This is a genomic window from Nocardioides sp., assembly GCF_036267815.1.
Taxonomy (GTDB): Bacteria; Actinomycetota; Actinomycetes; order Propionibacteriales; family Nocardioidaceae; genus Nocardioides.
Window position 1 is genome coordinate 1 of sequence record NZ_DATAVI010000053.1, and the last position, 11,755, is coordinate 11,755.

The 11,755-nt window shown below is 72.0% G+C and carries 10 protein-coding genes and 2 pseudogenes; 5 read left to right on the top strand and 7 right to left on the bottom strand.

Annotation, left to right across the window (positions count from 1 at the left end):
- Positions 1-563 (top strand): DUF1707 domain-containing protein (locus VHW64_RS10970; protein WP_329650592.1); only part of this gene is annotated, 563 nt, incomplete at its 5' end.
- A 67-nt stretch (positions 564-630) separates the two neighbouring features.
- Here the strand turns inward: VHW64_RS10970 and VHW64_RS10975 are convergent.
- On the bottom strand, positions 631-996 hold the full coding sequence (locus VHW64_RS10975) for an MmcQ/YjbR family DNA-binding protein (RefSeq protein WP_329650593.1): 366 nt from the start codon (positions 994-996) through the stop codon (positions 631-633).
- A 121-nt stretch (positions 997-1,117) separates the two neighbouring features.
- Between VHW64_RS10975 and VHW64_RS10980 the strand changes: the two genes are divergently transcribed.
- Genes VHW64_RS10980 through VHW64_RS10990 form a run of 3 tightly spaced genes read left to right on the top strand, consistent with a single transcriptional unit; the run spans position 1,118 to position 3,540 of the window.
- Entirely contained in the window at positions 1,118-1,906 is a 789-nt protein-coding gene (locus tag VHW64_RS10980; protein ID WP_329650594.1) for an ABC transporter ATP-binding protein, read from the top strand.
- Between the two features lie 20 nt (positions 1,907-1,926).
- A complete protein-coding gene (locus VHW64_RS10985) occupies positions 1,927-2,691 on the top strand; it encodes an ABC transporter permease (RefSeq protein WP_329650595.1) in 765 nt (254 codons plus the stop codon).
- 51 nt (positions 2,692-2,742) lie between these two features.
- The gene (locus VHW64_RS10990; protein WP_329650596.1) at positions 2,743-3,540 is read left to right on the top strand and encodes a MerR family transcriptional regulator; all 798 of its coding nucleotides are present in this window, start codon (positions 2,743-2,745) and stop codon (positions 3,538-3,540) included.
- Between the two features lie 273 nt (positions 3,541-3,813).
- On the opposite strand, the pseudogene uvrB reads toward VHW64_RS10990, so the two are convergent.
- The 3 genes and pseudogenes from uvrB to VHW64_RS11005 form a co-directional block, all read right to left on the bottom strand.
- Positions 3,814-5,946, bottom strand: a pseudogene (gene uvrB, locus VHW64_RS10995) (excinuclease ABC subunit UvrB).
- A gap of 74 nt (positions 5,947-6,020) precedes the next feature.
- Positions 6,021-6,869, bottom strand: a complete 849-nt coding sequence (locus VHW64_RS11000) for an ATP-grasp fold amidoligase family protein (RefSeq protein WP_329650597.1) — start codon at positions 6,867-6,869, stop codon at positions 6,021-6,023.
- 70 nt (positions 6,870-6,939) lie between these two features.
- Positions 6,940-8,601 (bottom strand): thiamine pyrophosphate-binding protein, encoded by a 1,662-nt coding sequence (locus VHW64_RS11005; RefSeq protein ID WP_329650598.1) that lies wholly within the window; start codon positions 8,599-8,601, stop codon positions 6,940-6,942.
- A gap of 96 nt (positions 8,602-8,697) precedes the next feature.
- Here VHW64_RS11005 and VHW64_RS11010 point away from each other — a divergent pair, with 96 nt between their 5' ends.
- Positions 8,698-9,921, top strand: coding sequence for a phospholipase D-like domain-containing protein (locus tag VHW64_RS11010; protein WP_414690480.1), 1,224 nt, complete (start codon positions 8,698-8,700; stop codon positions 9,919-9,921).
- A 79-nt stretch (positions 9,922-10,000) separates the two neighbouring features.
- Here the strand turns inward: VHW64_RS11010 and VHW64_RS11015 are convergent, their stop codons facing one another.
- The 3 genes and pseudogenes from VHW64_RS11015 to VHW64_RS20310 form a co-directional block, all read right to left on the bottom strand.
- Positions 10,001-10,915: a DNA-3-methyladenine glycosylase 2 family protein gene (locus VHW64_RS11015; RefSeq protein ID WP_329650600.1), complete on the bottom strand. Its 915-nt coding sequence runs from the start codon at positions 10,913-10,915 to the stop codon at positions 10,001-10,003.
- 46 nt (positions 10,916-10,961) lie between these two features.
- Positions 10,962-11,534, bottom strand: coding sequence for an FAD-binding protein (locus tag VHW64_RS11020; RefSeq protein ID WP_414690481.1), 573 nt, complete (start codon positions 11,532-11,534; stop codon positions 10,962-10,964).
- Between the two features lie 112 nt (positions 11,535-11,646).
- Positions 11,647-11,718 (bottom strand): annotated as a pseudogene (locus VHW64_RS20310) (hypothetical protein); the annotation flags it as partial.
- Positions 11,719-11,755: the final 37 nt, after the last annotated feature.

Genomic DNA, 11,755 nt, shown 5'->3' on the forward strand with positions numbered 1-11,755 from the left:
CGGCGTACCACGGGCTGCGGGCCTCCGACCGCGACCGCGCGGTGGTCCACGACATCCTCGCCTCGGCCTACGCCGAGGGCCGGATCGACCGCGACGAGCTCGACGAGCGCACCGCGCAGGTCGACTCAGCGAAGACCTACGCCGACCTGGTGCCGCCCATGCGCGACCTCACCGCCGATGCCTCGAGTGCCCCGGGCGTGAGCCCGGCCTCGCGTGCCTCGCTCGAGCGGCAGGCGCTCGGCTACTACCGCGAGAAGCTGGGCGAGGCCTTCATGGGCTTCCTGGTGCCCAACCTGATCGTGTGGACGATCTGGTTCTTCGCCGGACACGGCTTCCCCTGGCCGGCGTTCGTCCTGATCGCGACCATCGGCAACTTCGTCCGTGTGGCCGCCCAGAAGACCTCGATCGTCGAGGCCCGGATCGAGAAGCTGGAGCGCAAGCAGGCCAGGGCGCTGGAGCCGCCCAAGCCCGCCGGCTCGTCGAAGTCCGCAGGCTCGTCGAGGTCCACGAAGGCGCCCAAGAAGGACGAGCCGTCCGAGCACGCGGAGCCCGACGAGGCCTGACCTGGCCGGATGGCTCGCCACGGTGCCAGCGCACCTGCGCATCCCCGCGCCACCGGTCCGAACCGGCTCACGCGTCCCAGCCCTCGGGCCGCAGCTTCCTCGGCAGTCCTTCGACGACGAGCCGGTAGGACTCGTCGACCGCCTCGAGCAGCTCCTCGTCTGGGATGTCGCCGCCGTAGGAGAGGTCGTTCCACCCCGAGCGACCGATGTAGGCCATCACCGACGCGCTGCCGGGATAGCGATGGAGCCACTCGTCGGCGACCTCCCGGCTGCGCGCTGACTTGACCCCGACTCCACTGCCACCCAGGAACGCGAAGATCTTGCCCCGCTCCCCCGGTCCGACCTTGACCACCGGGTGCGGGTGGTCCCAGGGGTTGTCGGACCAGGCTCCGGGCTTCCCGAGGCAGTGGGCCTGCATCCGCTTCGCGTCCACGTCCAGCAACCTATGACAGGGCTTGGGCCGACGGCCTCCCGCGAGCTGACGGAGGTCACCCTCCTTCGGGGTCCGCGGGGGGCTTGACCTTGACGCAGCGTCAGGGTTCGACACTCTCGGCATGACCGCGACGACAGCCATCGAGATCACCGGGCTGACCAAGTCCTACGGCGACACCGAGGTGCTCCGGGGCGTCGACCTGACCGTCCCGACCGGCACCGTCTTCGCGCTGCTGGGCTCCAACGGCGCGGGCAAGACCACCCTGGTGCGCATCCTGTCCACGCTGCTCCGGGCCGACAGCGGCACGGCGTCGGTCGACGGGCACGACGTCACCGGCCAGCCGGAGGACGTCCGGGGGTCGATCAGCCTGACCGGGCAGTTCGCCGCCGTCGACGACATCCTCACCGGGCGCGAGAACCTCGAGCTCGTCGCCCGGCTACGACGTCTGCGCGACGCCCGGGGGATCGCGACCGCGCTGCTGGCCCGGTTCGGACTCAGCGATGCCGGCGGCCGGAGGGCCGGCACGTACTCCGGCGGCATGCGCCGGCGTCTCGACCTCGCCATGAGCCTGGCGGGCGACCCGCCGGTGCTGTTCCTCGACGAGCCCACGACCGGCCTCGACCCGCAGGGCCGGATCGAGGTGTGGAAGAGCGTGCGCGAGCTCGCCGATCGAGGCACCACGGTCCTGCTGACGACCCAGTACCTCGAGGAGGCCGAGCAGCTGGCCGACCGGATCGCCATCCTCCACGAGGGGCGGGTCATCGCCTCGGGCACCCTCGCGGAGCTGCGGGCGCTGTTCCCGCCGGCCACCGTCGAGTACGTCGAGAGGCAGCCGACGCTCGAAGCCATCTTCCTCGCCATCGTCGGCGACCACGACAACCACGCGCGTCACGACGACGCCGTGCGCTAGCCCGAAGGAGCAACCCGCCCATGTCCGGCCACCTCGTCCATGACACGTCGGTCCTGCTGACGCGCTCGCTGCGCCACGTCCTGCGTAGCCCCGACACCATCATCACCACGGCCGTCACTCCGGTCGCCATGCTCCTGCTGTTCGTCTACGTCTTCGGCGGCGCCATCCATACCGGCGGCGGCGGCAAGTACGTCGACTACCTGCTGCCGGGCATCTTGCTGATCACGGTCGCGTCCGGGGTCTCCTACACGGCCTACCGGCTGTTCACCGACGTCTCCGGCGGCATCGTCGAGCGGTTCCAGTCCATGCCGATCGCCCGGTCGGCCGTCCTGTGGGGCCATGTGCTGACCTCGGTGCTGGCCACCCTGGTCTCGCTGGCGCTGGTCGTGACCGTCGCCCTGGTGATGGGGTTCCGATCGGGCGCGGGGGTGCTCGCCTGGCTCGCCGTCGTGGGACTGCTGGTGCTGTTCACGCTGGCCCTGACCTGGCTGGCGGTGATCCCCGGCCTCACCGCGACATCGGTCGACGGGGTCAGCGGGTTCTCCTACCCGTTGATCTTCCTGCCCTTCATCAGCTCGGCGTTCGTCCCGACGGCCGGGATGCCCGGTCCGGTCCGCTGGTTCGCCCGGCACCAGCCGGTGACGTCCGTCGTCGACACCATCCGAGACCTGTACGCCCAGCAGCACGTGGGCACCGAGGGCCGGCTGGCCGTTGCGTGGTCGGTCGGGACGCTGCTCGTTGCGTACGCCCTCGCGATGCGCACCTACCGGCGCACGATCGGCTGACCTTCTGCCCCGAGAGATGGAGCGTTCCGTGCACCCTCCGATACTGGGCCCGTGTTGACGATCGGCCAGCTCGCGGCGTACGCCGGTGTCTCGGTGCGCACCGTGCGGCACTACCACGCCAAGGGGCTGCTGCCCGAGCCCGACCGCGACCACTCGGGGTATCGCCGGTACGACGCGGCGGCCGTCGTGGAGCTGGTGCGGATCCGCGTCCTGGCCGATGCCGGCGTCCCGCTGTCTCGGGTCCAGGAGCTGCTCGCGGCAGGAGGGGAGGAGTTCGCCGAGGCGGTCCGGGACGTCGACCGACGCCTGCGAGCCGAGATCAGGGAGCGCCAGCTCCACCGAGAGAGGATCGCCCGGCTGGCGGCCGGCGAGAGCCTGGCCCTGCCGCCCGAGACCGTGGCCTACCTCGACCGGATGCGCGAGCTCGGGTTTCGCGAGCGGCTCGTCGAGGTGGAGCGCGACAGCTGGATCCTCATCGCCGCCCAGATGCCGGAGGCGACCGCCGACCTGATGGCGATCAAGCACGCCCAGATCGAGAACGAGCCGCTCCGTCGGCTCTACCTCGACGTCGGCGACCTCGCCGACTGCGCGGCCGACGACCCTCGGCTGCCGGAGCTGGCCGACCGCGTCGCCGCCTTCATCGAGGCGGCCGCGGCCGAGGCCGAAGCGGCGGAGGTCCAGGACGAGCACCCGATCAGCCCGGAGCTGGTCGAGCTCCTCGACACGACCTTCCTCGAGTCCTTCCCGTGCGCGCCACGGCTGCTGGAGCTGCTGGAGGAACGGGGCTGGACAGGCTGGACCGACATCCGCCGCGTCGAGCCCGGGCAGTCGACTCCAGCCACACCCTAGAGGTCGGGCTCGGAGGCTCGGAAGGCTCGGAGGCGCGGAGGACGCGGCGGGCGGAGCGGAGGTCCGGGCCGATCCGGGCGAGGTGCCCCAGGAGGTCCTCGGCGACCGCGTCGAGGATGAACGGCGCCGCCGTGGTGTGGTCGCGGAGCTGGGTACGGCGGGCCTGCCGCCAGTTCCAGCGGCGACAGCTCACCAAGGTCGCGACGGACACCAGGCTGCGTGGCGGTCGCATGCCGGAGAGACGGCTCAAGGCGCGGCTTGGAGGCCCAGCCGCTACTGGGTCGCCGCCATCATCTGTCGCAGCTCCTTCTTCAGGTCGCCGATCTCGTCGCGCAGCCGGGCCGCCAGCTCGAACTGGAGCTCGGCGGCCGCTGCCCGCATCTGATCGGTCAGCTCCTGGATCAACGACGCGAGCTCGGCGCTGGGCAGGCCCGAGATGTCGGCCGCGAGATCGCCGGCCCTCATCTGACCGAGCATCGGGACCGGCTGGCCCTGTCTCGGCTTCACCCCACCGGCCCGGCCCTTGGCCTCGGTGCCGGCCCAGGTGGCGAGCAGCTCCTGGGTGTTCTCGTCCTCCCGGGCGAGCAGCTCGGTGATGTCGGCGATCTTCTTGCGCAGCGGCTGCGGGTCGAGCCCACGCTCGGTGTTGTAGGCGACCTGCTTCTCGCGACGTCGGTTGGTCTCGTCGATCGCCGACTCCATCGACGGCGTGATCTTGTCGGCGTACATGTGGACCTCGCCCGACACGTTGCGCGCGGCCCGGCCGATGGTCTGGATGAGCGACTTGTCGGAGCGCAGGAAGCCCTCCTTGTCGGCGTCGAGGATCGAGACCAGGGACACCTCGGGCAGGTCGAGGCCCTCGCGCAGCAGGTTGATGCCGACCAGCACGTCGTAGTCGCCGAGCCGCAGGTCGCGCAGCAGCTCGATGCGCTTGAGGGTGTCGACCTCGGAGTGGAGGTAGCGCGTGCGCACGCCGGCGTCGAGGAGGTAGTCGGTGAGATCCTCCGACATCTTCTTGGTCAGCGTGGTGACCAGGACCCGCTCGTTGCGCTCGACGCGGGTGTTGATCTCGTGGATCAGGTCGTCGATCTGGCCCTTCGTGGGCTTGACCACGACCTGGGGGTCCACCAGGCCGGTCGGGCGGATGATCTGCTCCACGACGTCGCCGCGGACCTTGTCGAGCTCGTAGCTGCCCGGGGTGGCGGAGAGGTAGATGGTCTGGCCGATCCGCTCGAGGAACTACTCCCAGCGCAGCGGTCGGTTGTCCATCGCGCTGGGCAGCCGGAAGCCGTGGTCGACGAGGTTGCGCTTGCGGGACATGTCGCCCTCGTACATCCCGCCGACCTGCGGGACCGCGACGTGGGACTCGTCGATGACCAGGACGAAGTCCTCCGGGAAGTAGTCGAGCAGGCAGTTGGGCGGCGTGCCGTGGTCGCGGCCGTCGATGTGCATCGAGTAGTTCTCGATGCCGGCACACGAGCCCACCTGCCGCATCATCTCCACGTCGTAGGTCGTGCGCATGCGGAGCCGCTGGGCCTCCAGCAGCTTGCCCTGCCGCTCGAAGGTCGTCAGCCGCTCGTCCAGCTCGGCCTCGATGCCGCGGATCGCCCGCTCCATCCGCTCCGGGCCGGCGACGTAGTGGGTGGCGGGGAAGACGTAGAGCTCGTCGTCCTCGCTGATCACCTCGCCGGTCACCGGGTGGAGGGTCATCAGCCGCTCGACCTCGTCGCCGAAGAACTCCACCCGGACGGCGTGCTCCTCGTAGACCGGGAAGATCTCCAAGGTGTCGCCGCGCACCCGGAAGGTGCCCCGGGTGAAGGTCATGTCGTTGCGCGTGTACTGGATCTCGACCAGGCGCCGCAGGATCGAGTCGCGGTCGCGCTCGTCGCCCACCTTGAGCTTGAGCATCCGGTCGACGTACTCCTGCGGGGTGCCGAGGCCGTAGATGCACGAGACCGTCGAGACCACGATCACGTCGCGGCGGGTGAGCAGGGAGTTGGTCGCCGAGTGCCGCAGCCGCTCGACCTCCTCGTTGATCGAGGAGTCCTTCTCGATGTAGGTGTCGGTCTGGGGGACGTAGGCCTCGGGCTGGTAGTAGTCGTAGTACGACACGAAGTACTCCACCGCGTTGTGCGGGAAGAGCTGGCGCAGCTCGTTGGCGAACTGCGCGGCCAGCGTCTTGTTGGGCTGGAGCACCAGCAACGGGCGCTGGACCTGCTCGGCCACCCACGCCACCGTCGCGGTCTTGCCGGTGCCGGTGGCACCGAGCAGGACGACGTCGTGCACCCCGCCCTTGACGCGGCGCACGATCTCCTCGATCGCCGCGGGCTGGTCGCCGCTGGGCTGGTAGTCGGAGACGACCTCGAACGGCGCCACCCGGCGCTCGAGGTCGGTCACAGGTCGCATGACTCCAGCCTAGACAGCACCGCCGACAGCCCCACGAAGGTGTGACTTCCCCGGCAGGTGCCGGCGGCGCCGGACTAGCGGCGCCAGAACGCCCCCAGCATCAGGTCCGCCTCGGGGGGGTCGAGCCGGTGGAAGCCCGCGGTCGGTGTGAACGTGAGCTCGCCGACCATCGGCCGGCCGTCCACCTCGTAGAGGTCGACCCGCACGAACGGGAAGTCCTGGGCGAGGGTCTCGGCGATCTCCACCATGGTCTCCCAGGAGCGCGGCACGTGCGGCATCCGCTCGTGGGTGCGGAAGCGATGCGACCGGAAGGCCTCCGTCCAGTCGCGGTCGAGGAAGCGACCGCCGAACTCCGGAGTGCCGCGGTCGGTGAGCCAGTGCACGATCTTCACCTGGCCGTGGAACACCCAGAGCTTGTAGTCGTCGGGCAGCCGGTCGTGGTCGCCCAGATGCGGCTCGACCAGGATCCGGCGCGGCATCAGGGCGTAGTGCCACTCCGCACCCGGCGCGCCGTACGACTCCTCGAGCCAGCGGTCGACCTTGCGCTCGACCCGTCGCCAGCGCGGCGGCCCGTCGTCCGGCACCCGCACCTGCATGCTGCTCCCAGCGCTGGCCTTGACGAAGAAGGGCCTCGGCCAGGTCCGCTCCGAGCGTGGCGGCAGGCCCTCACCGAACCACAGCGTGGGGACGACGTACTGCTCCCCCACCAGGTCGGCGACCAGCCGCTTGGCCTCGATCTTGTCGCCCAGCGCGGGCAGCCGAGGGTCACGCTGGAAGAGCTTCGCGCGCTGGATGCGCTCGGAGTGGCGCCGCGCCCGGATCAGGTCGGGACGACGCCCGAAGACCTCGCGGTAGCGCCGGTTGGCCGCCCGAGCGGTGCGCCACCACTCCCGGCTCCCGAGCCGCCTCGCGCTTGCCGACACCCCGCGATCCTGCCATGCGCCTGCGGAGTGGCTGACCTGGGCATCCCGCCCGCGGGACCGGCCCGAGGTCTCAGTCGCGCCACCGCGGGGACGTCGTCCGCGGCGGGGTCAGCGCCAGCTCGAGCACGACCATCCGGGGCCCGCCGGACTCCAGCGCCTCCCGGAGCAGGTCGGCGAGCCCGTCACCCTCGACGTCGCCGACGACGACGGCCGGGATCTCGAAGGCCGCCGCCAGGGCTGCGAAGTCGGGACGGAAGAGGTCGACCCCGCGGTGCTCGTCGCCCGCGCGGTCCTGGTCGTAGCGCAACATGCCGTAGCCGCCGTCGTCGACGACGAGGACGGTCACCGGCAGGCTCTCCTGGCGCAGGACGGCCAGCTCGCCCACGGCGAACATGAAGCCGCCGTCGCCGCAGACGGCCAGCACCGGGCGGCCACCCGCCGCGGCTCCGACCGACGCCGGCAGCGCGAAGCCGAGCGTGCCCCAGCCGATCGGGTAGGCCAGGCCGCGGGGCCGCTCCACGCGGGCGTACCCGCCGTACCAGTAGCCGGGGATGGCCATGTCGACGACGACGGTCGCTCCGGCGCTCGAGACAGCGGCCCCCAGCGCGTCCAGGAACGCCAGGGCCGGACCTCCCGCCTCGTCGGCGCGGAGGCGGTCCCACGTCCGTTCGCGGAGCTCCGCCAGCGCGCGGACGTCGGACCCGCGCGGTCCGACCCGGGCCACCAGCTCGCCCAGGACCAGCTTCGCGTCGCCGAGGACGGCCACGTCGGGCTGGTAGCTCTTGGCGAGGTCGGTCTCGCTGACGTTGACGGCGACCAGCGCGGGCGGCCTCGGCATCGTCCAGTTGCGGGTCGACGCGCCGTCCAGCTGTGACCCGACGACCAGCAGCAGGTCGGCGGACCCGAGGTACGCCGCCACCTCGGGCTCGTGCGGGGGCAGCCCGACCAGCCAGGGATGCTCGGGCGGGAGCACGCCGCGGGCCGCGAACGTCGTGACCACGGGCGCGCCCAGGCACTCGGCGAGGGCGGCGAGCTCGGCACCAGCATCGCTCTCCACCACGCCGCCGCCGGCCCAGATGACGGTCCGAGAAGCGGACTCGATGGCCCGCACCGCTCGCTCGATCGCCTCGGTGGCCGGCGCGATGCGCGCGGGCACGCCGCGCCCGAGCTCGTCGGATGGCCCGACCTCCGCGTCGAGGACGTCGGCCGGGATGTCGAGGTAGACGGGTCCCCGCGGAGAGGTCATCGCGGTGCGGGCCGCCGACGCCACCGCGCGCACCGCCTCCTCGGGCGTGCGCGGGCGCAGGACGGCCTTGGCCAGCGGCTCGAACATGGCGGCCTGGTCGCGCGACTCGTGCAGGACGCCGCGCACCACGCCCGGGCGGGCGAGACCGGACGGGATCTCGGTCGCCAGCAGGACGACCGGCGAGCGGCTGGCCGCCGCCTCGCCGAAGGCCGCCAGCGCGTTGGCGGCGCCGGGACCGGTCGTCGTCAGGGCCGCGCCCAGGCCACCCGTGACGCGCGCGAGCCCGTCGGCGGCGTACACCGCGGTCTGCTCGTGCCGCACCACCACGATGCGGGGCGTGCCCGGTCCGGCCTCGCGCCAGAACGCGAGGTTGTGCACCCCCGGAAGCCCGTGCACCGTCTCGACGCCGGCGCGCCCGAGCATCTCGAGGAGGGCTCTCGCGACGGTCGTCACCTGGTCCTCACCCGGTCCTCCCGCGTCGTTCACCGGCGTCGTTGCTCCGAGCCGGCGGCTCCAGGTCGGTAGTTTGACAGGGTGCGCTCCCGATCCCCGTCTCGTGGCAGGGCCGATCGCTGGCTGCCGATGGTGCGCCGCGCCGTCGTGGGGATCGTGGCGACCCCGTTCCTCGTCGCGATCACGATGACCCTGGTCGACTCCTACCGCCGGCGCGGACGCCACCGCGGCGTGTCGTTCCCGACCGCGCCTCCCGACACCGTCGTGGTGGGCGAGGGCGAGGTCACGACGTACACCTTCGGGACCGAGCTGTTCGACGACATGATCGCCGCGATCGACGGTGCGCAGCGGCAGATCCTGCTGGAGACCTACATCTGGAAGGGCGACGACGTCGGACTTCGCTTCAAGGCCGCGCTCGCCGACGCCGCGGCCCGTGGGGTCGAGGTCTACCTGATCTACGACGCGTTCGCGAACCTGGTGGTCTCGCCCCGTTTCAAGCGGTTCCCGTCGGCGGTCAAGGTGCTGCGCTATCCCGTGTACGCCGCGGGATGGCGGCCCTTCGACCTGCGCCGCTACGGCCGCGACCATCGCAAGATCCTGGTCGTCGACGAGTCGATCGGCTTCGTGGGCGGCTACAACATCGGCTCCGCGTACGCCACCGAGTGGCGCGACACCCACGTGCGCATCACCGGGCCCGGCGTCTGGGACCTCAAGCGCGCGTTCGCCGACTTCTGGAACCTCAACCGGCGCCGACGATTCCGCGCCAGCGAGCGGCCACTGCTGCTCGAGACGGCGTCCACGTGGGAGCCGACGATCCGGTTCCACCGGAACGTGCCGCGGCTGTGGATGTTCCCCATCCGGTCGATGTACCTCGAGGCGATCAACCGGGCCAGCAAGAACATCTGGCTGACCACCGCCTACTTCCTGCCCGACCCCGACTTCGCGGAGGCGCTGACCGACGCGGCTCGTCGCGGGGTCGACGTCCGGCTGCTCATCCCGGCCAAGTCGAACCACGTCGTCTCCGACTGGATCTCGCGGGGCTACTTCTCCCAGCTCCTGAGCGCCGGGGTCACGGTGCTTCGCTACCGCGACGCCATGGTGCACGCCAAGACGGCGACCATCGACGGCACGTGGTCGACGGTCGGCACCGCCAACATCGACCGGCTCAGCCTGACCGGCAACTACGAGATCAACGTCGAGATCATCGACCCGGCGCTGGCGGCCTCGCTGGAGGAGATCTTCCGGATCGACGAGTCGAACTGCCTCGAGCTCACGCAGGCCGAGTGGGAGGCCCGCGACATGTACCGGCGGTTCACCGAGTACGTCCTGAACCCGCTCCGGCCCCTGCTCTGACGGCCCCTGCCCTGACGGCTCCTGCTCTCACGGCTCCTCTGTGACCGCGCCCTCGACGGCGCCGACGGACCGAGCCGGGTCAGCGGACGGGGAGGTGGGTGCGCGGGGCCATCCGGGGCCCGCGGCGAGGCCGACCTCCGGCCAGGCCGTGGATGAGGACCACCGCGCGGTTGCGCTGGGGACGCCAGGGCTCGAGGAACTCGCGCAGCTGCTCGTCGTCGTACGGCGCGCCGGTCACGGCCCAGCCGATGTCCTTGGCGACGTGGTAGTCACCGAAGGGGACGGCGTCGGGGTCGCCGAAGGTGCGTGAGCGCACCTCGGCCGAGGTCCACTCCCCGATGCCCGGGACGGTGCGCAGCTTCGCGTCGGCGTCGGCCGCGGTCAGCCGGCCGAGCGCGTCGGCCAGGCCCGCGGCCCGCACGAGGGTCCGCGACCGGGCCGGGTCGACGTGGAGCCGGAGCCACTCCCACGACGGGATCCGGCGCACCGTCGCGGGGTCCGGCTGCACCCACAGGTGCAGCTCGCGGCCCGGACCCGGCGCTCGCTCGCCGTAGCGGTGGACGAGGCGGCGGAACCCGCCGAAGGCCTCCTGACCGGTGACCTTCTGCTCGATGACCGCGGGCAGCAGCGCCTCCCAGAGGAGATGCGTCGCGCCGAACCTGACCTGCGGGCGCCGCCGGTGTGCCTCGGCGACCAGCGGGTGGAGGTCGGCCCGGAAGTCGCCCGGGTCGTCGTCGCCGCCGAGCAGCGACGGCACGCCGTCCAGCACCCACGCGGCGCCGGGCCCCCAGGCCTGCGCCAGCACCTCTCCGTCGGCCGGCCGGACCTCGAGCCGCAGCGTCGCGGGGCCGGACGGCGCCCGGATGCCGCGCCAGACCTGGTCGCCGTCCAGCCGGAACGTCGGATCGCCCGGCCCGCGACGCAGGCCGCCGAGGAGCCCGAGGAGCGAGACCGGCCAGTCGGGTCGCCACCCTCGCCGCAGCCCGTCCGTCACGGCACCCACGCTAGCCCGCCCCGCCGACGAGGCTCCGGACGGACGGTCAGCCGGCGGCCGCGGCCGCGGCGGCGCGTCCCGCGCTGCGCCCGGAGAAGAGGCAGCCGCCGAGGAAGGTGCCCTCCAGGGCGTTGTAGCCCATCATCCCGCCGCCTCCGAAGCCCGCGGCCTCACCCGCGGCGTACAGCCCGGGGAGGACCTCACCGGATGCCGTCAGGCACCGCCCGGACAGGTCGGTGACCAGGCCGCCGAGCGTCTTCCGGGTCACGATGTTGAGCCGGACGGCGATCAGGGGCCGGTTCCTCGGGTCCAGGATCTTGTGCGGCGACGCGACCCGCACCAGCTTGTCGCCGCGGTAGGCGCGGTGCTGCCGGACGAACGCGACCTGGGTGTCCTTGGTGTAGCGGTTGTCGATCTGGAGGTCGCGGGCCTCGATCTGCCGTCGCAGCAGTGCCTCCTCGATCACGGCTCCGCCCTGCTCGGGCCCGCCGATCTCGTTCATGCCGCGCACGAGCTCGTGCAGCGTGTCGGCCACGACGAAGTCGGCGCCGTTCTCCTTGAAGTCCTCGACCGGGCCGGGTGCGCCGTCGCCGACGACCCGGCCGAGCAGCAGGCGCACGTCCTTGCCGGTCAGGTCGGGGTTCTGCTCGGAGCCCGAGAGTGCGAACTCCTTCTCGATGATCGTGACTGTCGTGCACCCCCATCCGGCGCTGCTCCGGGGTGTCGACGAGGAACAGCCCGCCCAGGCTCCAGAACGCCTGGCCGCCCAGCGACTGCTCCGGCTCCTGGTCGACCAGCAGCACGCGGCGTCCGGCGTCCGCGGCCTCCGCTGCGGCGGCC

Coding starts and splice junctions, on each gene's coding strand:
- VHW64_RS10980 (WP_329650594.1), top strand. CDS start 1,118: ATGACCGCGACGACAGCCATCGAGATCACCGGGCTGACCAAGTCCTAC.
- VHW64_RS10985 (WP_329650595.1), top strand. CDS start 1,927: ATGTCCGGCCACCTCGTCCATGACACGTCGGTCCTGCTGACGCGCTCG.
- VHW64_RS11010 (WP_414690480.1), top strand. CDS start 8,698: ATGGTGCGCCGCGCCGTCGTGGGGATCGTGGCGACCCCGTTCCTCGTC.